Consider the following 24,278-nt stretch of genomic DNA (forward strand, 5'->3'; position numbering starts at 1 on the left):
ACCTCAGTTCTGCTTTATCTCCGAGCCCTTCATAATAATGTCGCTCGAAGCCTTCACATTGATCTTGCCTGAACCGTTCACAGAAATATCCTTTCCGGTGATGGAGATCGTACCATCCTTCTTCATCGCGATCGCCGCGGAACCGCATGTGATGGTGATAGCGTCGCCCGCCTCGATGACCAAAGTCTTGCCAACCTTGATCGCTCCATCTTCGCCGATCTCAACAAGGCTGCCCTTTGCGATCTTGAGTGCACGCGACCCACCGACGTCGGTTGCATCATCCTCAGCGATCTTGGCATCTCGCCCCTTGCCTATCTGCGACGCATGGGCGCCGCCTATCTTGAAACTCTGATCGGCGCCGACATTGACGGTTTGCGCCGCCGCGATGTTCCAGCTGTCCGCTGCCCCAATGTCGTGGCTTTGAGCTGAACCCACGGTCACCGACCGTGTCGCACCGATCGTATTGGCTTGCGGGCCTCCCACGGTTCGGGTTTCGGATGCTCCGACCGAATCGACGCGGGCCGCGCCGACGCTCACCGTCTGGACGATCGCGACGGTCTGGGTGTGATTGGCGCCAATCGTTTCTGTGGAGTTCGAGCCAATACTGATCGTCTCGTTCGATCCGACCGTGAGCGAACGGTTGGCGCCCACCGTCTCGGTGTCGTTCGACCCGATATTGGTCGTCTGGTCGACGCCGACCTTGACCGTCTTGTTGTTGCCGACGTCCTCGTCGAGGTTGTGGCCGACGGAGTGCTTGGCGTCGTGGTCGATGCGGTCGGACTGGTCATGTTGAACCGTCTTGTTGCGGTCGTGTTTGATCAGCAGATGGTGATCCTTCTGCGCCTGGAAATTGACCAGTTCGGAGCCGGCCTTGTCCTCGAACATCAGCTCGTTGTAACCACCGCCGCCCTTGGACGAGTTGGATTTCCAGCCCGATTGCGTTGCGTTGCCCGGCAAGCCGTACGGCGGCATCTGCGAGGCGTTGTAGACCCTGCCGGTGATGATCGGCAGGTCGGGGTCGCCTTCGAGGAAGTCGACGATCACCTCCTGGCCGATGCGCGGTATCTGGATGAAGCCCCAGCCGCTGCCGGCCCAGGTCTGCGAGACACGCACGAAGCAAGAACTGTTTTCATTCTTCTTGCCCAGGCGGTCCCAGTGGAACTGCACCTTCACCCGGGCATATTTGTCGGTGAAAATCTCCTCGCCTGAAGGGCCGACCACCGTCGCCGTCTGCGGTCCGCGCATGATCGGCCGCGTCGTGATCCGCGGAGGGCGATAGGGCAAGGTGGTCGGTGCGACACCCAGCACGACCTTGAAATTCTCGCTGTGGGCTTCGTTCTGGGTCCTGTAGCCCGGATCGAACAACCTGTATTCGGCGCTGATCACCAGATACTCCTGGTTCTGGTCATCGCGCGGAAAGCTTTCCAGCTTGAAGGTACAGCCGGAATGGAGACCGCGCACGGTTCCGACGGCCGTGATGCGCTGGTGCACGGCCTGGAGTTCCTCGCGCCGGATACCGGCAAGGGTGTCGCCGCGCCCCACATCAAGATGCGCCCCGGGCTGGCGATAATTCTCGCCGGAGGCTTCCTTGTGGCTGAACGGCTGGGCCGACTTCGCCATCAGATCGGCGCCCGGCTTCTGGAAATCATAGTCGGTGTGGGCATAAGCGCCGGGCCGCACCGAACTGCCTGGGATCCATTCGGTGATGTATTCGACGTCGCGCCGCGAGCCGTGTCCCTCGAAATTATAAGGCACCTTCTCGTAGCCCGGCGCCGGCTTCAGCTTGCTCATCGCGTCGCAGAGCACGAGCGTGTGCTTGCCCTCGTCGTGCTCGAAGAAATAGAAGATGCCTTCGTGCTCGAGCAGGCGCTGCACAAAATCGAGATCGCTCTCGTCGTACTGCACGCAGTATTCGCGCGAGGGGTACGATCCTTGCAGCCGCTTCTCGAATTTCGCCGTACCGTATTTCGAGAAGATCTTTTCGACGATCTCGACAGCGGTCATGTTTTGAAAGATCCGGCAATCGGTGGCATTGCCGAGGAACCAGAGCCACGGCCTGACGACCGCTTCGTAGTAGGCCAGCCGGTCTTCGATGCGGGTCAGGCGAAACTCGGACACCAGGCCGCTGAACCACCGTTTCGGATCGGATTCACCTTCGACCGAAACCATACCCCCTAGCATCTTCAGCGGATCGATGTCGGAGTTGGGGCTGACGAACCCGACCGTATAGGCAAAGCAACGGCTGATCTCGTCGCGCCCGACAAGATGCGTGAAGGTCAACAGCTCGCCGCCAACCGGTGTCTGCACAACCGTGGCACGTTCGTTCGGCATGGGTCGTGCCCCTCCTGGACGCGGCCGCCAACGTGGTGGATTTGAAGTTCCCGCTATATTAACAAGATCACGCTCAGGAACTTTTCGATCCGCCACACCAGGCCATGTTGAGCCTACCACATGTTTTCCTGCCAACCAAAGAGGACGGGCCGCGACAGCAGAGCCTTGCCTCGTCGATGGGTCGGCTTGAAACGCTTCTGTCCTGTTGCACGCGCAAGCTGCTAGAATGACGCAGTATCAACCGGCGTTCGACGGCGATCTTGGATGTACCTCAGTCTGCAAATCAACAATATCGACTCCGTGCCCGCAGGCTTCCCGACTGGCTACGCGGCGCGTGATCGCGGCTTCGAAATCGGTCGCGAGGCTTGTGACTGGACCTTGCCGGACCCGGACAAGTTCATCTCCGGCCGGCACTGCGAGGTTCGATACGAGGCAGGCGCGTTTTGGCTGCACGATGTCTCGCGCAACGGAACCTACGTCAACGGATCGAGCCAGCGCATGACCGGCCCACATCGGTTGGGTCACGGCGACCGGGTGCTGATCGGCCGCTATGTCATCTTCGTATCGATTGACGACGAGCGCGCCGCGACAGGTCACCCAAGCCACGGTTCGACACAAAGAGAAATGCCGGCCACGACAGGCCGGCCGCCCGAATTCGCCGACGAGCCGTTCTTCGCTCCGGCAGAGCGACGATCCGGGCAGCGCGTTCCAGCGTCGACCTTCCCGTCGCAACCCGCGCCCCTCCCCTCGACCAGAGACGAAGTACTGCGGGAGATCGCGATCGGAGCTGGCATTTCGCCGGAATTGCTTCAATCGCGCGACCCGCATGAAGCCGCTGCCGAAATCGGCGCGGTCCTGCGGACAGTGGTCGAGGAACTGGCCTTGCTGCTGAAAGCACGCGCGGCCGCGAAGATGTTGGCCAAGAGCACACAACGAACGATGATCAGCTCCGCGGACAACAATCCCCTGAAGTTCGTTCCAGGAACGGACGACATCCTCGAAATCATGTTCGCCCGTCGCAGGACCGGCTATCTTGATGCCAGGCGCAGTATCGAAGATGCATTCCGCGATCTCAAGACGCACGAGTTCGCCACCTATGCCGCCATGCAAGCTGCGCTATCGCGGCTGCTTGACGACCTGTCGCCCGAGGCGATCGGAAGGAAACTCCCGCCTACGTCGTTTACGTCGAAGAAGAGCCAGGCCTGGGACGCCTATGTCGCGACATGGCGGACCATGGAGGAGGCGCACGAAAACGGCATGCTGGATATATTCCTGGCCTATTTCAGCGAGGCGTACGCCAAAGCCGACAAGCAAAAATAGGCGATCCAAGATGGCACGGCAGTCGACGAAGAAAAGTCTGCCCGACGCCCGGCATCCGGTTCCAATCGACAAGTTCTGAGATTACGATCACATACGACAGTTCGCCAAGCGGGTAAGGCTCATTGACCTGGGGGTCTGCGGCAAATGTCATGTTACGGCGGGAAAGCGTTTTCTGGCCAACCTTCCTCCGGAAACTGCCAGGGTCGGCGGGGCCTGCAGTTCCTTCACCTGACCACAAACGGTTTTGCGCTCGTCTCGCCCGACCGCGGGCACACCGCCCGCACGGATGATCGGCGATGAGCTCGAAGGACGATCCCTTCGGTCCGGCGGGCAAGACCGTCATTCGCGCAAATCCACGGCGCGAACGAAAATCGCCGCCAGTTCCTCAGCTGCCTGTCGCGGACCGGGGCCAATCCTCTCAGGTTAAGGATTCAACGGTGTTCGATCCTGGCGTCGGGCGGCATACACCGCCGGGCTGGACATCCGGAACCGTGATCTATCAAGGAGCACCTTCCGCCGCGGCTGGAGCGGGCGCCGCTTCCGTGGCGGCGCCTACCGCAGCCCTGCGGCAGGAGACCCTGCTCAGCGCGGCGGAGAGCGTCAGATACTCCGCGGCAAATCCGATCCTTGCCGCGGCTGCACCGTTGCTGATGCTGTTGGGCCAGCTCAGGCTTATCTCGGTCGAGAGACAAGCGGAGCCATTGGCGGAACATGTCGCCGAAGCCATAGACAAGTTCGACCGAACGATGGAGAAAACCGGCGTCGCAGAAGAGGATGCGCGGATTGCAAAATTTGCCCTCTGCGAAACCGCCGATGATCTCATCGGCAACCTGCCTTGGCCACAAAAAGACGACTGGGCGCGGCACAGCATGCTGTCGCAGTTCTTTCACATCGAGCCTACCGGCACAGGCTTCTTCGAAGCGCTGAACAAGGTTCTGGCCAGCCCGGAGGCGCACTACGATCTGCTCGAACTGATGCATGCCTGTCTGTCGCTGGGTTTCGAAGGCCAGTACCGGGGCGTGATGCGCGAAGACACCAATCTCGAACGCGTTCGACGCGACGTCTACGAGACGCTTCGCTACTTCAGGGCGCGTGCCGGCGAGGACATCTCGCCGCACTGGCAGGGCCTGGCGGCGACGATGGCGCAGTCGTCGGCTCGCCTGCCACTCTGGGTCGTTGCAGCGGCGGCGTCGGCGCTGCTGACAGCGGCGTTCTTCGCATTGCGGGTCTTCATCACCAATGAAGGCGACGCCGCCGCCGGTGAATTGCTGGCACTCAACCCATCGACACCAGTCGCCATCGAGCGCGCCAGCGTGGCGCCGTTGGCCGAGCCGGTGAAAGCCCCCCCACCTGCCGCCACTACCACGCAGATCGATCGCATCCGCTCGGCACTGGCCAAGGACGTCCAAGGCGGTGGGCTGACCATCGGCACGAAGGGCGACTTCATCGTGGTGGAAATCAACAATCTCCTGCTGTTCCAGTCCGGCAAGGCCGAGGCGAAGCCGGAATTCCAGCCCATTGCCGCTGATATCGCCGCGGCCCTGGAACCCGAGCGCGGACCAATCAGGATCGTCGGCCATACGGACAATGTGAAACCGCGAAAGTCGAGCCCGTTCAAGTCCAACTTCGATCTTTCCGTTGCCAGGGCGAAGGCTGTCGAAGCGTTGATGGCACCGAAATTCGGCGATCCTTCGCGACTGACGGTCGATGGCAAGGGCGAGGACGAACCGATCGCCGACAATGCGACGCCAGAGGGCCGCGCCAAGAACCGCCGTGTCGATGTGATGATCGCCAGGGAGGAAACATTGTGAGCATGGCCTGTTGGAAGCGCCCATGACGCGTTGGCCGCTGCGGATATTCAGCGTGACCGCGCTGGCCGGTTTCGCGTCGGCAGTGTGGTTTGCGGGACCGTTGGTTCGCTTCGCCGACACCCGTCCTCTCGGACCTGTCTGGCTGCGCGCGACAATCATTGGCGTGATGGTGGCGATGCTGGCGCTCTTCTACGGGCTGCGTTTCTGGCAAGCGAGAAAGGCACAAAAAGAGCTCGAAACTGTCGTTGCACACAACGACGATCGGGATGATGACTCGCGGGTGCTCGAAGCCCGCATGAACGAGGCCGTGGCGGCGCTCAAGCGGTCGAGCGGCAAGCGCAATTTCCTCTATGAGATCCCCTGGTACATCGTTATCGGCCCGCCGGGCGCAGGCAAGACAACGGCACTCGTCAATTCGGGTTTGAATTTTCCGCTGGCCGGTTCGGGGGACGCCCAACCTGTGGCAGGCGTCGGCGGAACACGCTCCTGCGATTGGTGGTTCACCGACGAGGCCGTGCTGATCGACACCGCTGGACGCTACACGACGCAGGACTCCAATGCTGAGAGCGACAAGAAGAGCTGGCTCGCCTTCCTGTCGCTGCTCAAGAGATACCGCATCCGCCAACCGATAAACGGCGTCATCCTGGCCATCAGCCTTGCCGATCTCATCAGCCTCGACGATCAGCAGCTTGACGCTCACGTCGTCGAGATACGCAGTCGCCTGCGGGAAATCCACGAGACGCTAAAAATCCGGTTTCCGGTATATCTGCTGTTCACCAAGGCTGATCTTGTTTCCGGGTTCATGGATTACTTCGGCGATTTCGACGAGCCACGCCGGCGCAAGGTCTGGGGCGCGACATTCCAGACCACGGACCGCAACAAGAACATGGCCGCCGAGGCCCCCGCCGAATTCGATGCGCTGGCAAGACGCTTGGCAGAAGAGATGCCTGACCGCCTTCAGGAAGAGGCTGATCCGGTCGCGCGCATATCCGTCTTTGGCTTTCCGGCGCAGTTTGGCGCGCTGAAGGGCCGAATTACGAATTTTATCGCCAGCCTGTTCGATCCGACCCGCAGCCAGGTGAATGTCAGCCTGCGTGGACTCTATTTCTCGTCAGGGACGCAAGAGGGAACGCCAATCGATCAGGTGTTGGGCGCGATCGGCCGCAGCTTCGGCAGCAATTCCCGCGCCCACCTTTCAGGAACCGGCAAGAGCTTCTTTTTGCATGATCTGTTGACCGGCGTCATCTTTGCTGAATCCGGATGGGTTTCGTACGACAAATCAGCCGCAAGGCGTGCGGCGATCGCCAGATTTGGGGGGCTTTGCGCCATCGCGTTGATCGCCGCGGCGGCGCTGGGCACCCTGGCGCTGAGCTTCACGGCCAACAGGTCGTTGATCGCCTCCACCACGCAGGCCATGAGCCAGTATCGCGAGACGGCGGACGCGCTGCTCAAAAGCACAGAGGTCACCGATGTCGACCTCGAAAACGTCATTGGCCCGCTCGACCAGTTGCGCGATCTGCCGACCGGGTTCGAGACCAGCGACATGCCGACACCGATCGAGGAGACGTTCGGCCTCAGTCAACGGGAGAGACTTCTTTCGGCATCCAAGACGGCCTATCGGCAAGCGCTGGAACGAATGTTCCGATCGCGCCTGCTGATCCAGGCCGAGCGGACGATCCAGGCCAGGATGGCTGATCCCGTCGCGCTCTACGAACCATTGAAAATCTATCTGATGCTTGGTGGCAAGGCGCCGAAAGTCGACGACGCATTGATCGTTTCCTGGATGAAGCAGGACTGGGAGCAGAACCGATATCCAGGCGAGAACAACCGTGAAGGACGCGAGCAACTCGAAAAGCACCTGCGCGCCATGCTTGCCTTGGACGACGCCTATGATCCGGTTTTCGAACTCAACCAGCCGCTTGTCGAAGCCGCTCAGCGTTCGCTCGGGCGCATGAGCCTTGCCGACCGTGCCTCCGCATTGATCAAGTCCGCCGTATACGCGGCAGCGCTGGACGATTTTTCCGTTTCGCTGAAAGGTGGCCCGGAAGCGCAGCTGCTGTTCGAGCGTGTCGATGGCGGCGATCTGTCAGGCCTTCGTGTTCCCGGCATCTACACCTATGCCGGCTTCAACCACTTCTATCTCGGGCAACTTTCGCGCATTGCGCAGACGCTCGTCGACGACCAGTGGGTCCTCGGCGGCGGCGGCGAGCAAGGCGGCATCGATCAGGCGTTGCTCAAGCTCGGCCCCGAACTTCTCGATCGCTATGGGAAGGAGTTCGCAACGGCGTGGAACAGCGTTCTCGACCAGCTGAAATTCAAGGCGATGCTGACGGACAAGCCGCATTACATCGCGCTTTCCGCCTCCGCCTCGCCAACCTCGCCGATCGAACAGCTGTTCACGGCGATCGCCAACGAGACAGCTTTGACGCGAGACCCTGCTTCCGGCACCGGGGCGGAAGCGGGCGCGGGTCAAAGCCAATCACGGGACGCCGCGGACGTGGCCAGGGGTCTGGCTCGCATCGGCATTCAAATTGCCACTGGAAAATCGCAGAGCCGAGCCGGCACAGGGTCCGCAAGCTCGCAAAACCAGAATCCCGGGGCCAACATCGAAGCGCAGTTCAGGTCGTTCCAGGCTCTGGTGAGCGGTCCTGCCGGGCACCGTCCGATCGATGCCTTGACCCAGAATTTCCGCGACATCTATCAGAGCCTGCAGCTGGCGACCGACGTGCCTTCGCAGACCGAACGCGTCAACGCAAATCTGCAACTCCAGATAGCCACCCTTCGCGCCAACGTCTCGCGCCTGCCCAAGCAACTGGCCAGAATGGTCAATGCGACGGCGGACGAGTTTGAAGGCAACGTCGCCGAGACCTCGGTGGCGAACTTGAACCAGATGCTTGATCAGGCGGTCACGGCTCCTTGCGAGGCGGCGGTCAACGGCCGTTATCCTTTCGCCGGCAATGGCACCGAGGACATCGCGATGGCGGATTTCGGGAAATTGTTCGCTCCGGGCGGACTGATGGACCGGTTCTTCGCACAAAATCTCGCATCGCTGATCGACATGACCGGCCAGGACTGGAGCTGGAAACAGGATGCGCGCTTCGGGCGCGACTTGTCGAAATCGACCTTGAAAGACTTCCAACTGGCCGCGGAAATCCGCAACGCCTTCTTTCCATCGGGCGGTTCGGTGCCCTCGGTCAACGTCACCTTCACACCGTTCTCACTGCATGGCGATGCCGATGCGGCGGTGCTCGATGTCGATGGTCAGACCGTCCAGAGCAACCAGGCGGGCAACGCGCCAAGCACCGTGACCTGGCCGAGCGGTACGTCCTCGGGGTCCGCCAGTCTGAGCTTGACGCCGGAGATGCCAGGCCGCGAATCCACCCTCAAGTTCGAAGGGCCATGGGCGCTGAAGCGGCTGCTCGACAAGGCAACCATCACCGGCGGCGACAGCACGGTCACGGCGCGCTTCCTGATCGGCGGACGCGACGTTACCTATACGATCCAGACCGGTTCCGGCCCCAGCCCCTTCTTCCTCCCGGCGCTTTCCGACTTCAGCTGTCCGAAGGCTTTTTGAGATGACTTTCCAGCCCTTCCGTTTGGTGTGGCGATCCGCGGGGCCCGGGCGCCCAGACCCTGATTTCGATACTCTAATGTTCGAGCCTGTGGCAAAGTGGCTCGAGCAGGCACGCGGCGGTGCGCCGCAGAGGGCGCTTGAGAAGCGCTTGGTGGCAAATTGAACGACGTCGCCCTTCCCTTTGAGAGCTTCGGCGTGAGCCACAAAGGCTGTGTCCGTGAGCACAATGAAGACAACTATCTGGTCGAGCCACGAACCGGTCTTTGGGTGGTGGCCGACGGAATGGGCGGGCATGAGGCCGGAGAGGTCGCCTCGGCCAGCATTGTCGACCATCTGGCGACGATCGGCATCGCAAGCTCCGCTCCGGATCTGCGGGCGCGCTTCGAGGACAGGCTGAGCCGGGCCAATGCCGATATCCGCAGGATATCCGAGGCACGCGGCATAACCATCGGCTCCACCGTCGCCGCCCTGTTGGCGATGGACGGACGATTTGCCTGCCTGTGGGCGGGCGACAGTCGGGTATATCTGATCCGCAACGCCTCGATCTCGCAGATTTCAAAGGACCACACCGAAGTGCAGGAGCTCCTTGATCGAGGCATGATCAGCGCGGCCGAAGCGCTCACCTGGCCACGCCGCAACGTCATCACGCACGCGGTCGGCGTCAGCGACGAATTCGTCATCGATTTCCAGCAAGGCGAACTCATGCCGGGGGACATTTTTGTGTTGAGTACCGATGGGCTCACGGCGCATGTCACCGATGCGGAGATCGAGGCGGCGGTGGTGTCGGCAACGCCTCAGGCCGCGTGCGAAAATCTCTTGGAAACGGTGCTGGCGCGGGGCGGAACAGACAATGTCACCATTGTGCTGGTGAAGATCGGAAACGGGCGCAATGGGCGATCGCTCCACCCTGATCTGTCCAGAGCGGAGGGCTGAGGCTGATGAGCGCCGACGACAAGACGCGAATATCGCCGCAGGTGGCCAACACCGCCGTAGGCACGCAGCTCAGCGGCATCTACGAACTTGACGAGCGGATCGCATTCGGCGGCATGGGCGAGGTCTACCGTGGCCACAACATCCAGACCGGCGACCACGTCGCGATCAAGATCGTGTTGCCCGAGTTTGCCCGTGACCAGACGATCTTGTCCTTGTTCCGCAAGGAGGCCTCGATCCTCAACCACCTGTCGCACGACGCGGTCGTGCGATACCACGTCTTCACGATCGATCCCGGGATCGGCCGTCCCTACCTTGCCATGGAATTCGTCGACGGCGAGTCGCTGTTCGACATCATGCGACGTGGCCCGATGCCGACGGACGAGGTGCGCAAGCTCTGCCATCGCCTCGCGTCCGGCCTGAGCGCCGTGCATCAGGCGGGAGCAATTCATCGCGACCTCTCGCCGGACAACATCATCCTGCCAGGGGGCCGGGTCGACCGCGCAAAGATCATCGATTTCGGTATCGCGCGATCGGCGACCGTGGGCGGGGAGACCCTGATCGGCGGCAAATTCGCGGGAAAGTACAACTACGTTTCACCCGAACAGCTCGGGCTGTACAGCGGCGACGTCAGTGAACAGTCCGACATCTACAGCCTTGGGCTGGTGCTGGCTGCCGCTCTGCGCGGGAAACCGATCGACATGAGCGGGTCACAGTTCGAGATCATCGAAAAGCGCCGGACCGTGCCTGATCTGTCCGGCATCGACGACGATTTTCGTGGCATTGTTGAAGCCATGCTGCAACCGGATCCGCAAGACCGGCCGGTCAGCATGGCGGAAATCGCCAGGATGACGCGTGACGAAGACGAAGCAACAACGCCGCCGACATCCAGGACACCCCGCGAACGGCCGGCTTTGCCGCGAACCGGGGAAACCTTTGCACCTGATTCCGGGGTCAAGACCCAGCCATCCAGTGTCGAAGGGCACGATGCCGCAACAGCAACGGGTTCAGGTGGGCAACGCTTCGTCCAGCATGTGCGGCCCGTGCATTTGTCCGAACCGCGGCCTTCGCCGGTCGCCGGCCCTCCACGCGCGGTCACGGCGGATGCACCTGGAAAACCCACAAGGACCCGAACCATCGCGATCGCTGCCCTGGCGACGCTGGCTGTCGCCTCAGGTGCCGGCCTTTATCTCAGCGGCTTCATGACACCTGCGACGCCGACCGCCGGCAAGACATCGCTTTCCGCGCCGGAACCGTCAAAGGCTGCACCGGAAACGTCAAAGCCGGCTCCCACGGGCGATGTCGCGAACGCCCCTCAGCCGGCAAAGGCAGTACCACCCGCGCAGCCGAAAACGGAGGCCGTCGCGCCGCCAGTTGAAAATCAGCCAGATGCCATGGCGGCTCAAAAGCAACAGCCGGCCAAGCCGGCCCAGGAGCCCTCGCAGGCGGAGGAACCTCCGAAGCCGCCGGCAACGAAAGCGCAACCGCAAACAGAGGCGAGCGCGCCCCCGGCTGCAAGCCAGGCAGAAGCCAAGGCCGTGCAAACGCCGGAGCCGGCGAAGCCCACTGTCCCTCCGCAAACCAAGGAACCTCCGAAGCCCTCCGCAACCGACGCGCAGCCGCCGCCCGAAAAGGCATCGCCGGCAATCCAGCCGGATAAGATGTCCAGCGACAGTCAAATGTCGGCTCCGCAGCCTGAGACGGCCGCTCCAGCCCCGCCAGCGGCCGAGAAGGCCTCAACGCCGCCGCCGGCCCAGCCAGAGGTCGTGGAGAGCCAAAAGCCCGAACCACAACCAAAGATCAGCCAGCCGGCCATCCCCAAGGCGGCCGCGCCGGCGCCCAAACCCACCGCAAGCCAGACGGATGTCGCGAACACCGAGAGCCAAAAGGCCGCGTCACCGACAACCAAACAGCCGGACCAACCTGTCGTCGCGTTGAACGTGCCCAAACCGGCTATTCCCCCGGTCGTCGACGACATCGCGCAACAGGTCTCCTGGGTTCGCGACTTCGGCGGCGGCGACTGTTTCTATGCGACCATGACGTCGGCAACCGACAACGCCGCCGCGATCGAAGGATTTGGCACGGCGGTCCAGCCATTCGAGCGGATGCTGGGCGATTTCCAGGCAAAATTCCATGTCGAACCCGACATCAGCGTCCGCCTCATTGAACCAAGCCAATGCGAGGTCACCAACTTCCTGCGCTTTCTGGGGCAGACCGCGGCCGACAAGCCGCAGCTTGTCCTCGATCGTACATCGGTGCCGGACGGTTCGCCGATCGGCGGCACGCTGGTGACGCGCGGCGGACTCATTTCCAGCGTGCTGCTGATCGATCATAAAGGCATGGTGTTCAATCTCGACGACCGCATCGTCGCACAATCGGATAAGGCCACCTTCAGCATCCCGATTGGTCTTGGCGCCGCCGACAAGGCCGCCGGAAAGGCAGTGCCGCAGATCATAATGGTGATCACGGGCCCCCAGGATATTCAGGCGGCTGCGTTCTCCACGCCCACGCCAGCCTCGGTGCTGCTGCCCAAGATACTCGAGGAAATCGAGACCGACGGATCCCAGTTCTCGGCCACAGCCAAGTATTTCCGGCTCGGCGGATAGCATGGGCGCCCGATGGAACTCCGCCGCGCGTGTTTGCCTCACTCGTCCGCCGGCCTGCCCACAAGGCAGCGTGATCCGGTTCGAGCCCTGCCTGCCCTGACGGGCCGCATGAAGCTCGCGGTCATGGCGGGCGCGGCCCTGCTGGCCGTGCTGACATCCGGCGAAGCGCGCGCCGAATTCACGGTCTGCAACCAGACACTCGACGTCGTCAATCTCGCCGTCGGCCAAAGGGTCGACAATGCGGACCAGACCGACGGCTGGTGGACCATCGGCGCCAATCAATGCGTGAACGTCATCCGCGAGGAACTGACGAACCGCTACATCTACATCTATGCAACGGACGTTTTCGGCCACGCGATCCTCACCGGATCCACCGAAATGTGCATCGAGCGGCGACGTTTCTCGATCCGCGGCATCGACGAATGCTGGCAGCGCGGCCATATCGCGGCGCAATTTCTCGAAGTCGATACGCTTGAACAGGTGCGGTGGACCTTCTTCCTGACCGGAAGCAATCCGTGACGCACAGTATCGACACGAGCTTCAAGCAGAAAAAGCAGGCGCGCGCTGCGCTGCGCAAGCGCACGCTTTGGCGCAGGCTCCTCGCCAGTCTCGCTGTGATTGCCCTGCTTTCCATCGCCGCCGGTTTCTACCTCACCGCGGACTATTGGTCGTTCGGTGATGAAGACGAGGAGTTGCACGCGGTCGAAGGAGTGGACGATGTGCCGGCCGATGCATCCGTCTATGTGCCCGCCATCATCGACCTGGCCGGGGACCCGATGTGGATCACGCTTGCACCCGATGCTGGCGCCACAACGAAAGGCCGCGAGATCCCGCGCCCGGCAGAACTCGACCAGGCCGGGGTTTCGCCGCAGATCGAAATCCTGTCCGACGTCATGCTTAGCGCCAGCGAAAAATTCATGACGACGATACCGTCGACGCAGGAGGATTTCGCATTCTTCCAGGCGCAACGAAAGACCGCTGCCGCGCCGTCCGGCGATCTGCAGAACGATCTTCAGCCACCGCCAGCCGCAGGGGAACCCGCAGCGGCTTCGGGGCCGCAGGCGGACGCCGACAATCCCGAAGCCGGTTGGGGTGAGACAATCGATGCAGGCGACGCGGCCCTTCCCGCATTTCAGAAGACCCAGATCGAAAACAACACGAGTGTCGCGGTCGTCACGAATGAGTATCAGCGGTTCGAGGCGACCGAAGACACGTTCGTGAAGATCCTCAACGACCGCAGTCTGGACAGCGTTGCACTCGATGCGCATTTCTCCGCCGACGATGCCAAGCTGGCGGGCGAGGCCCTGAAGGTGCTTTTCAACCGGGACGGTCTGGAGGCGGGTTATGTCGTTGCGATGCGCGGATTCCGGCCGAACCGCGAGACGACCACGATGTCCCTCATGCAGGTTTCGATCTACGCCAAGAACGTGTTTGTCGGCACGCTGACGCGCAACGCGTCGGGCGCGTTCGTGTCGGGCGTCGATCCCTGGGTCCGCGAAGATCTGTTCAACTATTCGGGCGCACAGGAGGGAGGCACGCACAAAAGGCAATATCGTCTGCTCGACGCGATCTATTCGACGGCGGCCCGCAACAATGTTCCTACCGGTGTGATCGGCGAAGCGATCATGTATCTCTCGAGAGGACAGGATCTGGACGCCTTTGCAAGCGAGGACCAGCGTCTTGTGCTGATTTATTCACAGACGCCGCGCGGCAAGGACGAAGGTGCCGGGCGGGTGCTGTATGTGGGTGTCCAGGGCACCGAAAAAAGCCTCGAGTGTTTCGTCTTCCAGCAGAGCGACGGCCAGTTTGCGTGCGTTACGGGTGACGATCAGGTCCGCTCGCTGACAGTCACCAACGGCATGGTCACGCCGGTCAACGGGGTCATGACCTCCACCTTCGGGCCACGCAAGCATCCGATCCTCGGGACCGTTCGCATCCACAAGGGCGTCGACTGGGCGGCTCCCGTGGGCACGCCGATCACAGCGGCTTTCGATGGCGAGATCACCTTCCAGGGCGATGGCGGGAGCTATGGCAATCTGGTGAAGATTTCGCACGGAAACGGGCGCGAGACGCGCTATGCGCATATGCAGAAATTTGCAATCGCGGCCGGTGTTGGCACCAAGGTGAAAGCCGGCGACATCATTGGCTACATCGGCACCAGCGGCCTTTCGACCGGGCCGCACCTACATTTCGAACTTTATCAGAATGGCGAGGCGATCGATCCGCTGGGCACGGTTACCGCGGTCGCCTCGAGCGATTCCGCTGTCGAGACGCTCACCGAGCGCATCGTTCATGTCGAGAGTGGTGGCAGCGCTCGCGCCAAGAACCCGAATTCTTCAGCCACCGGCGCCGGCCAGTTCATAACGAAGACCTGGATCAGGATGATGAATACGTATCGCCCGGAACTCGCGCGCACGCTGTCGACCGCCGACCTGCTCGCTCTGCGCTACGACGCCACGATCTCGCGTGAGATGGTGCGCAATCTGGCGCGCGAAGGCGAGGCCTATCTTCGGGCGCGCGGTCACCAGATCACGGCCGGCCGGCTCTATCTCTGTCATTTCCTGGGAATGGAAGGCGCGCACCAGGTGCTGTCGGCGCCAGGTTCGTCGCAACTGAGCGCCGTGCTGGGGTCGGCCGTCATCCAGGCCAACCCGTTTCTCACCGGCAAGACAGCCAGCTATGTGGTGGACTGGGCAGAAAGGAAGATGGGGCAAAAGCTGACCGGTGTGGCCACCGACGTCAGCCCGCAGGCAACGACCACGGAGATCCGGCAGACATCGCCGGAGTTCGAAAAATACAAGCAGGCCGTCACGGCCCTCATAGGCTCGATTCAGAATACGATTTGAACCTGCCCGTCGCTGCATCAATCCCTCGGACCATTGGTGCTCCTGCTGCCAAGTGTTACCATAGGCAACTTTTTTCGGGTCCTTTGTGAACCAAGACTGTGGTCAAGATCACATACGCCCAGGAGCCATTTTTGGCACAAGCGACTTTGTCGCTGACGAAATTTAGCATGCGCAGACATCAATAGTGCGCCCTGGTGGGCGGAGGGCTGGTCCATGAAAGCGTTTGCCGTCTTTCTGAGCGGGATTATCCTGTTCTTCCTTGCCGCGCTCGGCGCCGAGGCTGCCGGGTCTGACACCAAGCGCGTCGCGCTGGTCATCGGCAACAGCAAATATGTCCATGCGGTCACTTTGCCCAACCCCGCCAACGATGCCCACCTCATCGCATCGACGCTGCGCAATGCCGGGTTCGAGGTGATCGAGGGGGTCGATCAGGACAATGCAGGCATGCACAGCCTCATCAGCCGGTTCACCGAGCAATCCTACGACGCGGACCTCGCGGTCATTTTCTATGCCGGTCACGGCATGCAGGTCGACGGCAAGAACTACCTGATACCGGTCGACGCCGAATTGACGTCGCCGGCCTATCTCAAGACCCGCACCATCCAGATCGATGACTTCATGGCTGCGTTACCGCCCGACCCGGCGGTTGGGGTCATCATCCTCGATGCCTGCCGCGACAATCCGCTGGCAAGAACGCTGGCCGCCTCCCTGCCGAAGAGCCGCTCCACCTCGTTGGGCACCGGTCTCGCGCCGGTCGAAGCAAGATCGGACGGCGTCGGAACTGGCGGCCTCCTGATAGCTTATGCAACGGATCCGGGCGCCATAGCTTTCGACGGCAACGGGGTCGACAGTCCTTACTCAACGGCGCTCGCCAGGCACCTGACCGAACCTGGCGTCGAAATTCAGAGCGCGCTGACGCGCGTGCGCGGCGAAGTGACCGAAACCACGCAAGGTCGCCAGAGGCCCTGGCACAACGCATCGCTGGGACGTGAGGTCTTCCTGGGAAAACCCGCGGCGGCGGCCCCTGTTGCAAAACCGGTGGCCGATGCATCGAACGCCGCGCCGACATCCGCTCCTGCGCCGGTTGCCAGTGATCCTCCTTCCTGGGAAGTGGAGCAACGCCTTTGGGATGAGGCTTCGAAGCGCAATTCAATTCCGTTCTACGAGGCCTATCTCGACCAGTTTCCGAACGGTCGCTTCGCCACCGTGGCGCGACTGAACATCGACGAATTGAACGACCCGAAAGCCCAAAACCGGCAGGTCGCGGCACTCGATGCGGATCAGGCGAACGCCAGTTCCGGCTCCGCCGTGCGCACCTCGGTCGGTGTTCCGGACGAGGTGAAGCAAACGCCAGGCACCGAGTTGACGGAAAGTGCAATCGGCCTCGATCGTCAGGGTCGCATCGACCTGCAACTGCGCATCGAAGCGTTGGGCAACGAGCTTGGGCGCATCGACGGGAACATAGGCCCGCAGACCCGGCAGGCGATCGGCATCTGGCAAGGGAAGAACGGCCTGCCGCAGACCACCTATCTGACGCGCGAACAACTGGCATTCCTCGTGATCCAGACAGATCCGATGATGGAGGCCGTGCGCGCCAGATACGCTGCCGATCAAGCCCGCGCGGCGCAGCCGAAAAAACAGGTGGCGCAGACAGTCCGCACGCAGAGGCCGGCGGCGCAGAGACCCCGCAAACAACAGCAGGTCGTTCAGAAGCGGCGTAACCGCGAAACCGTGGTGCGGCAGGATGATCCGCCGCCCCAGGACAACAACGACTTCCTCACCAAGGCGCTGATCTTCGGCACCGGTGTGGCTGTGGGCGGAGTGCTCAAGAACTGACAGGTCCGCGTTTGCAGGCCTGTTCGACCTGAACCCAACCTGGAAACGCAGTCGTTGCGACGCTCGTGGCAGCGACCGCGTGCGGCGCCCTGGGAAACTTTGTCCTTATGCAAGCTATTGCGTCTTTATCCGCATTTCCACGCGGCGGTTCAAAGGGTCGTACGGGTTGGGGCTGCGCGGATTCTTTTCGCCCATGCCGATCGCGTTGATGCGAGCGGCGTCGATACCGCTGGCCGTCAGGAAGGCTGCCACCGATCGCGCGCGCCGTTGCGACAGGCCTTCGTTGTAGTGCACCGTGCCGGTGGCGTCGGTGTAGCCTTCGACGACGAAGTTGAACGTGCTCAGCCGGCTGTCCTTCAGCGCCTTGGCGAACTCGTCGAGTTCCGCCCGCGCAGTGTTGTCGAGTTCGGCCGAATCCAGCCCGAAATTGATCAGCATGTCGAGGCTGGATTTTTCTGCCGGCGCGTCCTTTGCCTTGGTCTTGCTTTTGCACTCCTCCTCGGTGCCGACACAAATTCCTCGCGTCTTGCCGAGATCGGCCGCGCCGGTAAAAAACTTCACGATGTCTTCTGATTTCTGAACAGGGTCGGCGGAAGCGTGGGTCGAGAAAAACACGACCGCCAACACAAAGGCTGAACTGCCCCACTGCATAGCGGCTCCTCCTGTTTGAGCATCTGGTTTTAATGTTACCAAATTCCGAGGCAATTGTCTGTCGATAAACGCTGGGGGATACAGCGATGCCGGCAGTTGTTGCCGTGTGACCGGTTGAGACTTGACCCGCGCCGCGCCTAAGGCTTGAGTGGCCAAGGCTCCTCGATGAAAGCGTGGCGATCATGGCCAATGGGCTCCGATTCAAAACGGCACGGGATCTTTTCATGGCTTGTCCCGCTGTTGCCCGGGACATGAGTACCCTTCCAACCGACCAGCACTCGATCGCGTTTTGCCGCGACCTCCTCGCCGGGCGCGTTCCCGAGGAGGCGATCACGTTCTGTGCCTACCTGCTTCCCGATCGGGCCGCGGTCTGGTGGGCGCATGAATGTCTGAGCCATCTGAGCGAGCTGCTCGATGGGACCGATCACGAGTTGCTCGCGCTTGTTCGCGACTGGGTGGGTGAACCGGACAGCCCACGCCATCGGGCCGCGGTCAGCACGGCCGCGGCGACGCCGCCGACAACGCCGGTCGGCTGGATAACGCTGGCTGCGGGGTGGCGTGACAATGGTTCGGCCATGGCCGCGACGACGGTATCGGCCTTGGACCCATTTCCTGCCGCCCATGCGGTCAATGCCGGTGTTCTGGCCGGGCTGGCGCGTGTCGCGCTCGCGGACCGCTTTGCCGTTCTTTCCGCATTTGTCGAGATGGGCATCCAGATGGCCGAGATCGAGGCACGCCAATCAGCGGATGCGTATTAAAGCCTCCATCCCGACGGAAACCGGGATGGATGCCCCCACCTTCCTGCCCTACTTGCAGCCGCCTTGAGCCCATTTGGCGAGTGCTACCTTGAAACGTGTTCCAAGCGGATGTTGCAAGCGCAGGACAGAGACATCGTTGGCGGCGAAATTCTTCGCCTGATCGCACAGCCGGGCCTCGTTCCATTCGTGGCAGCCGTCGCAGTGCTTGCCCTCCCACACCGACTTGTCCAATCCCTCCACCGGGCTGAAGAGGGGCTTGCCCTTGATCAGCTGGGCGATGCTCTTGCCGTCGATTGCCGGATCGCCGAAATCGATCGGATGGTCGAAAAGGATCGGGGCGTCCGACGCCAGCTTGGGGATCTTCTGGCGCAGCACATCGAGCGCAAGCTGGTCGTCGCCTTGGCCTGATGCACCTGCCGCGCCGGTGTTGCGCGCGTCGGAGGCGCCTTCGGCCGGAAGTGGGCTCGCCTCGCCGACGATCAATGGCGCGTTGAGATCGATCCTGTGCAGAACGACCTCAGTGGTCAGCGAGACATTGATCCAGGGACGCTGCTTGCCGTCGGTTGCCTTGAAGACGTCGCTGGTCACCCTGTTCATCGCTTCGGTGATGGAGACGTTGGATTCGCCGATGCGCTGGAGCAGTGCCGCGGTGAAAGGCGAATGTTCGCCCGAGCCGTCATAGGCGAGTTGATTGGGGCTGGCGGCGAAGGCGACGAGCGTTCCGGCGCCACCATTCTCTATCGGGATCTCGGCAAGGCCGCTGCTTGCACCGTTGACGCCCGCGGTCTTGGCCAGCACCTCGGCAAGGGGATTGTCGCGGCAAGCGTCGAGAAACACCAGCCTTATGCTGGTCTCCCGCGACATCTGGCGCAAAACAAAATCAACCGACACGGCCTCGAAGTCGAGGGAGGTCTCATCCTCCAGCGCGGCGTCGACCGGAAGCAGATAGTTCTTGCCCGAAACCTGCAAGCCGTGGCCGGCGTAGAAGAACAGCGCGATATCGGCACCGCGCACCTGCTTTGCGAACTGGGCAATCGTTGCCTGCGTCTGCGATTTGGTCTGGTCGAAGCCGGAAACGACCTCGAAGTCGAGCTTTTTCAAGCGTTCAGCCATGGCCTGGGCGTCGCGCACCGGATTGGTGAGCGGCACCGCGTGCTGGTACTGCGAGTTGCCGAGGACAAGCGCGACGCGGCGCTCCGCATTGGCGATCGTCAAAGTCAGAAGCAAGGCGAGCGCCGCAAGGCCGGCAGCGCGAAAGAGGCCACAGCAACGGACGATCAGATGGGACCTCACCGGAACCTCAGTTCACGAGCTTGCTGGCGGAAAACTCGATCCGCCGGTTGAGCGCCTTGTTCTTGGGCGTGTCGTTGGCGGCAACGGGCCGCTCCTCGCCGTAGCCGGTCGCCGTGATCTGCGTGCGAGGAATGCCCGCGGCAACAATGGCGTCGGCAACCGCCTGGGCCCTGCGCTCCGACAAACGCTTGTTCTCGACAGGCGACCCATCGGAATCAGTGTGTCCGGAGACCTCGACCTTCAGGCCAGGACACTTGCTGACGACACCAACCACCTCCGCAAGCAGCGGGCGGCTTTGGGTATCGAGCCGCGCGCTTGCCGGCCGGAAATAAATGGCGCCGGTGCGCGAGAGCACGGCGAACCTGTTCAGGCACTCCTCGTCGCTGAAATTCGCCTTCGCGGCATCGGTGGCAACCGGGCCCACCTCGGCCGAACTCGCCGCGGCGGCCTGGGTGGCGGCCGGCTTGCTGCCGTCGGCGGTGAAGACGAAGTCGAACGACACCGACGCGGTGGGCACGATGTTGGTGACATTGGCCGCCTGCTGCAGCTTGTCGACGTTCGGCAGCAGGCCGAAATCCTCGACATGGACAGCCACCGGGGCCTCCGAGGCGACCGACACCATGTTATCGCTGATCATGGTGACGACGATGCTGGCCTCGAGGTCCTTGTCGACGCCGTGCAGATTGAGACGGAAAGGCAAGGTTGCCTTCACCCTGCGCTTTGTCGCGAGATCGGCGAATGCGGCGGGATCCACCTTCGCCGTCAGCTCGGCCGTCGGGAACTTGAATGTCTCGAAGAACAGGAAGCGCATGCGGACATTGCGCAGATCGACGCCCGTATCGACCGAATTGAGATCGAACGTGACCTTGGCATCACCCGCCGAACTGAGGGTGCCGGCGATGTTCCTGATCTTGTTGGTTTCGACGATCGTGTTCTTCTTGACCGACTGGTAGGTGAGCACCGAAGCGGTGGGATCGAGCGTCCAGTTCGGCGCGGCGCTGGCGGCTTGCGATCCGAGCAACAGCAGCAACGCGACGATCAGGCCAGGAGCCCTTGTGGTGAGGCCTCCAGACCGTGTTTTCCACCAGAATGCGACGACTTCGAACATGAAACGCCCCTGCCCAGGACACGACATCGGGCGGGAGCATAGAGCACTTACGACTGCTTGGCGAGCAGGCGCGGAAATCTTGAGAATGCAGGAGAATCGACGCAAATACGTGTCGTCATTCGGAGGTCAGCCTAGTGCCTCTGTCGTTGGTCGCTTCCGGCCACATCCCAAGCTCTAGCTCGGCAAGCTCATCACCAACTGCTGCCTCCGGCCGAGCCCCCGCCACCACTGCCGCCACCAAGAGCGGGAATGACAGGAGGCTTTTCAGGGGCTTCCTCGACTGGCTTTGTCAGTTTCTTGACGACAACCTTCTTGCGCTTGACCACCTTTGTCGCAGGCGTCGTACGAATGACCTTCCGCTGCTTCGTCGGCTGTGGCGTAGGCTCGACTTTGGGTACGAAAGAGGTGCAGCCCATGAGCCCCGCCAGAACGCCGGACAGAACTGTTCCGATGAATGCTTGCTTCAATGCCCTGCCCACCATTGCCTCCTCGTTGCTTAAAACAAGTCCCGACGTGGATTGGCTTCTTCCCAGACCCCCCTGGCCGCCTCGACCAGTTGAGTGTCCAGCGAACCGGATGCAGGGATCTTCGCCTTGAGTTCCTGGCGCAGCTGTTTCAATGCCGCCGTTTTCGGCTTCGCCCCGAATTTTGCCAGGCTCGTCGAGGCGCCCGGGAGTTCCTTGCGGAGATCGAGGGCGACGGCGAATGCAAGGAAGCGCACGGCAGTGGCTTGATCGGCCTTGTCCCCCTTTGCCATTTCGAGGGCCGCGCGATCATAGGCACCGGAATGATCGCCTCGCGAGGTTGCAAGTTCAAACAGCCTTTGTGCTTCGGCGAGGTTCTGCTCCACGCCTACCCCGTCCCGATACATGCGCCCCAGGCTGGCCGGAGCATACGGCTGACCAAGATCGATGGCCTTCTGGAAAAGGGCCAGAGCCGTCTTCGGGTCCTTCTCGACGCCCTGGCCGCTGAGATAATTACGGCCGAGCAGGTTCATCGAATACATGTCCTGCCGCTGGACACCGGCCTGCAGGAAGGCAACGGCGCGGGCCGGATCGGCGGTCACGCCATTGCGACCCTCGGTGAAGATGGCGGCAAGCTCGTTCATGGCATAGGTGTGCCCCATTGCCGCCGCCTTGAGTAGCAGGTCGAGACCACCGTCGGTATCGCGCTTAACGTCGTAGCCGTTGAACAAGGCGCGACCCCACGCCATCATGCCGTAGGGATCGCCCTTGGCGGCTGCGGCCTTGTAAAGCGCGTTGGCCTGCGTGCGGTCTATGGGCATACCGGTTCCGGTCGCATACATGTAGCCGAGTTCGAACACGGCGCGCACGTGCCCTTTTTTGGCGGCGTCCTCTATGGCTGTCCTGGCTTCCGCGACCTTGCCGGACGCAAGCAGCGCGCGTCCGAGTTCGTAACGGAAGCGCGGCACATCCGGATAAGCCTTCACCGCCGCCTGGCAGACATCCACGGCGCTGGCGCCGATTTCATTCGGCAGCAGGCCGGGAACGACGCCTTGCAGGTCGAGAGGTTCGCCGGCAGCCTGGTCGCACGGATCGACGCTTGGCGACAGCTTCATGGTGGCGGGCTTGGACGAGCTGCTGTCGGCCCGGATCTCGAAGCCGACCTCGACCGGCTTGGCGGCACCGATCTGGGGTTCGTAGCGCAAATTGTCGACCTCATCCGCCATCAGGCTCGACTCCGGCGACAAGGCACGATCCGGCAGGGACAGCGTTCCCGTTGCCGGATAGCTCGCGAGTTTCAGGCTGACGGAGGGATCCTTTGTGGGGAAATCCAGCTTCAGCGGAACCGGGCCTACTCCGACCGGGACGCTGATCTCGCGGTTTTCGATCGCCTCGGCGGCGCCGGTGATATGGATGCCGCGCTCCAGGACCTGTTGCTTCTGCTCGGCCTCGAGCGAGGCCACAATCTGTTCACCCTGAGCGCCTTCGCCGCTCTTGACGCGGAACACCAGGATGCCTTGGGTTTGGCCGCCCCAATTGTCATGCGTGGCATAGGCCAGCATATCCACCTCGTCCTGCGCGGCGCCCCCCTTGGGCACATCCATCTGCAGACGCGGCAGGTCCTTGCCCTGGATCTGCTCGCCAACCTCGACAGGCTTGCCGTCCAGCATCAGGCGTCCGAGCGCCGGCGGCCTTTCGATGCTGACGGTTATGCCTCCGCCGTCGACGTCGACCGGTTCCGGCAGATCCAGGGCGACCGGGCCGACGCCGGACGGCACGACCTTCTCCAGGACCGGCGGCAGCGAGGGCCGGCTGGCGCGGCGCATGAGGACGACTTCGTCGATGAGCGAGGAGTTTTCCCACGGAACCTGCTTGCCGTCGGTGGCGTCGACCACATCGCGGCGCACCGCGGCCATGACCGTGCGTATCTCCTGGTTCGGAGCCAGGGCGCGGCGGGAGAAGGCGGATGAGAAGGGGCTGAGATCACCCGCTCCGTCATAGGCAACCGCGCCCGGCTCGGTGGCGAAGGCAATCAGCGTGTTCAGCGAGCTTTTGACCTGCGCAAGGCCGGTGTTGCCCGCGGCGATCAACTGGTCCCTCAGCCAATAGTCCTTGCGCGGAAACGGATTGTTGCGGCAGGCATCGAGGATGATCACCTGGATCTTCGATTTCGAGCGCAACTGCTCGAGCACATCGTCCAGCTTGACCGCCTGGACCTCTATGTCTGCCGCATTCTTCAGCGAGGCATCCACGGGGATCAGGAAATTTTCGCCACCGATCTGAAAGCCATGACCTGAATAGTAGACGACGGCTAGATCGGCACCGTCCGCCGCCGCGAGGTAGTTGCGGAACTGCTCCTCGAACTGCAGTTTCGTGAGATCCTTGGCGACGAACACTTCGAAACCGGCCAGCCGAAACGTCCTGGATACGTCCTCGGCATCCTTGTCCGGATTCTTGAGGGCAGGGATTTCCCGGTACTCGGAATTGCCGATCACCAGGGCGACCCTTCGATCGGCCGACGCATCAAACGTCGTAAAGGCCACGACGAGAACGACCGCAATGAATCCGCAAAGTCGGAGCATGGCAACTGCCTTAACCGTCGCTACCTGACGACCACAAGCTCTCAGGTTGCGGCATCAAGGTCTGTTAAAGAGCTCACAATCCGCCGAGACACGAACAGAGTGAAGAGGCCGTCGCTACAGCGGGCACATTCATCGTCTGAGTGAAGTCTAAAATACCTCAGAGCCGGA

Annotated in this window: 15 protein-coding genes; 9 read left to right on the forward strand and 6 right to left on the reverse strand. The window is 62.1% G+C overall.

Features of this window, described 5'->3' with window-relative positions; genetic code table 11:
• Positions 1 to 3: 3 nt before the first annotated feature.
• Entirely contained in the window at positions 4 to 2,331 is a 2,328-nt protein-coding gene (locus BLS48_RS25175; RefSeq protein WP_091583668.1) for a type VI secretion system Vgr family protein, read from the reverse strand.
• A gap of 264 nt (positions 2,332 to 2,595) precedes the next feature.
• Here BLS48_RS25175 and tagH point away from each other — a divergent pair, with 264 nt between their 5' ends.
• From tagH to BLS48_RS25215, 8 genes are all read left to right on the forward strand, one after another.
• A complete protein-coding gene (gene tagH / locus BLS48_RS25180) occupies positions 2,596 to 3,651 on the forward strand; it encodes a type VI secretion system-associated FHA domain protein TagH (protein ID WP_091583671.1) in 1,056 nt (351 codons plus the stop codon).
• A gap of 296 nt (positions 3,652 to 3,947) precedes the next feature.
• The gene (gene tssL, locus BLS48_RS25185) at positions 3,948 to 5,462 is read left to right on the forward strand and encodes a type VI secretion system protein TssL, long form (RefSeq protein ID WP_091583673.1); all 1,515 of its coding nucleotides are present in this window, start codon (positions 3,948 to 3,950) and stop codon (positions 5,460 to 5,462) included.
• 22 nt (positions 5,463 to 5,484) lie between these two features.
• Complete coding sequence (gene tssM / locus BLS48_RS25190; protein ID WP_091583676.1) at positions 5,485 to 9,036, forward strand: type VI secretion system membrane subunit TssM; 3,552 nt, start codon at positions 5,485 to 5,487, stop codon at positions 9,034 to 9,036.
• Positions 9,037 to 9,195: 159 nt separating this feature from the next.
• A complete protein-coding gene (locus tag BLS48_RS25195; RefSeq protein WP_091583678.1) occupies positions 9,196 to 9,969 on the forward strand; it encodes a PP2C family protein-serine/threonine phosphatase in 774 nt (257 codons plus the stop codon).
• A gap of 5 nt (positions 9,970 to 9,974) precedes the next feature.
• Positions 9,975 to 12,572 (forward strand): serine/threonine-protein kinase, encoded by a 2,598-nt coding sequence (locus BLS48_RS25200; protein WP_091583681.1) that lies wholly within the window; start codon positions 9,975 to 9,977, stop codon positions 12,570 to 12,572.
• Between the two features lie 108 nt (positions 12,573 to 12,680).
• Entirely contained in the window at positions 12,681 to 13,091 is a 411-nt protein-coding gene (locus tag BLS48_RS25205; protein WP_167365241.1) for a DUF1036 domain-containing protein, read from the forward strand.
• Positions 13,088 to 15,418: a M23 family metallopeptidase gene (locus BLS48_RS25210; protein ID WP_091583683.1), complete on the forward strand. Its 2,331-nt coding sequence runs from the start codon at positions 13,088 to 13,090 to the stop codon at positions 15,416 to 15,418. Before BLS48_RS25205 ends, BLS48_RS25210 begins: the two co-directional genes overlap by 4 nt.
• Positions 15,419 to 15,631: 213 nt before the next feature.
• Positions 15,632 to 17,254, forward strand: a complete 1,623-nt coding sequence (locus tag BLS48_RS25215; RefSeq protein WP_091583685.1) for a caspase family protein — start codon at positions 15,632 to 15,634, stop codon at positions 17,252 to 17,254.
• Positions 17,255 to 17,368: 114 nt separating this feature from the next.
• On the opposite strand, the gene BLS48_RS25220 is transcribed toward BLS48_RS25215, so the two are convergent.
• Positions 17,369 to 17,905 carry an OmpA family protein gene (locus BLS48_RS25220; protein ID WP_091583688.1) on the reverse strand — a complete coding sequence of 179 codons (537 nt, stop codon included), beginning with the start codon at positions 17,903 to 17,905 and terminating at the stop codon, positions 17,369 to 17,371.
• A gap of 182 nt (positions 17,906 to 18,087) precedes the next feature.
• On the opposite strand from BLS48_RS25220, the gene BLS48_RS25225 reads away from it, so the two are divergent.
• Positions 18,088 to 18,663, forward strand: coding sequence for a DUF6931 family protein (locus tag BLS48_RS25225; protein WP_208604674.1), 576 nt, complete (start codon positions 18,088 to 18,090; stop codon positions 18,661 to 18,663).
• Between the two features lie 48 nt (positions 18,664 to 18,711).
• Here BLS48_RS25225 and BLS48_RS25230 read toward each other — a convergent pair whose 3' ends face one another.
• The 4 genes from BLS48_RS25230 to BLS48_RS25245 all read right to left on the reverse strand — a co-directional run bounded on the left by BLS48_RS25230 (position 18,712) and on the right by BLS48_RS25245 (position 24,110).
• Entirely contained in the window at positions 18,712 to 19,956 is a 1,245-nt protein-coding gene (locus BLS48_RS25230; RefSeq protein WP_091583694.1) for a caspase family protein, read from the reverse strand.
• Positions 19,957 to 19,963: 7 nt separating this feature from the next.
• Positions 19,964 to 21,064, reverse strand: coding sequence for an OmpA family protein (locus BLS48_RS25235; protein WP_091583697.1), 1,101 nt, complete (start codon positions 21,062 to 21,064; stop codon positions 19,964 to 19,966).
• A gap of 191 nt (positions 21,065 to 21,255) precedes the next feature.
• Positions 21,256 to 21,546 (reverse strand): hypothetical protein, encoded by a 291-nt coding sequence (locus BLS48_RS25240; protein ID WP_091583699.1) that lies wholly within the window; start codon positions 21,544 to 21,546, stop codon positions 21,256 to 21,258.
• 14 nt (positions 21,547 to 21,560) lie between these two features.
• Positions 21,561 to 24,110: a caspase family protein gene (locus BLS48_RS25245; RefSeq protein WP_091583702.1), complete on the reverse strand. Its 2,550-nt coding sequence runs from the start codon at positions 24,108 to 24,110 to the stop codon at positions 21,561 to 21,563.
• Positions 24,111 to 24,278 lie beyond the last annotated feature (168 nt).

The sequence above is a fragment of the Mesorhizobium qingshengii genome (assembly GCF_900103325.1).
Classification (GTDB): Bacteria; Pseudomonadota; Alphaproteobacteria; order Rhizobiales; family Rhizobiaceae; genus Mesorhizobium; species Mesorhizobium qingshengii.

Excerpts from the sequence above, each read along its gene's own strand:
- BLS48_RS25175 (WP_091583668.1), bottom strand. The coding sequence starts at position 2,331 with ATGCCGAACGAACGTGCCACGGTTGTGCAGACACCGGTTGGCGGCGAG.
- tagH (WP_091583671.1), top strand. The coding sequence starts at position 2,596 with ATGTACCTCAGTCTGCAAATCAACAATATCGACTCCGTGCCCGCAGGC.
- tssL (WP_091583673.1), top strand. The coding sequence starts at position 3,948 with ATGAGCTCGAAGGACGATCCCTTCGGTCCGGCGGGCAAGACCGTCATT.
- tssM (WP_091583676.1), top strand. The coding sequence starts at position 5,485 with ATGACGCGTTGGCCGCTGCGGATATTCAGCGTGACCGCGCTGGCCGGT.
- BLS48_RS25200 (WP_091583681.1), top strand. The coding sequence starts at position 9,975 with ATGAGCGCCGACGACAAGACGCGAATATCGCCGCAGGTGGCCAACACC.
- BLS48_RS25205 (WP_167365241.1), top strand. The coding sequence starts at position 12,681 with ATGAAGCTCGCGGTCATGGCGGGCGCGGCCCTGCTGGCCGTGCTGACA.
- BLS48_RS25215 (WP_091583685.1), top strand. The coding sequence starts at position 15,632 with ATGAAAGCGTTTGCCGTCTTTCTGAGCGGGATTATCCTGTTCTTCCTT.
- BLS48_RS25220 (WP_091583688.1), bottom strand. The coding sequence starts at position 17,905 with ATGCAGTGGGGCAGTTCAGCCTTTGTGTTGGCGGTCGTGTTTTTCTCG.
- BLS48_RS25225 (WP_208604674.1), top strand. The coding sequence starts at position 18,088 with ATGGCCAATGGGCTCCGATTCAAAACGGCACGGGATCTTTTCATGGCT.
- BLS48_RS25235 (WP_091583697.1), bottom strand. The coding sequence starts at position 21,064 with ATGTTCGAAGTCGTCGCATTCTGGTGGAAAACACGGTCTGGAGGCCTC.
- BLS48_RS25240 (WP_091583699.1), bottom strand. The coding sequence starts at position 21,546 with ATGGTGGGCAGGGCATTGAAGCAAGCATTCATCGGAACAGTTCTGTCC.
- BLS48_RS25245 (WP_091583702.1), bottom strand. The coding sequence starts at position 24,110 with ATGCTCCGACTTTGCGGATTCATTGCGGTCGTTCTCGTCGTGGCCTTT.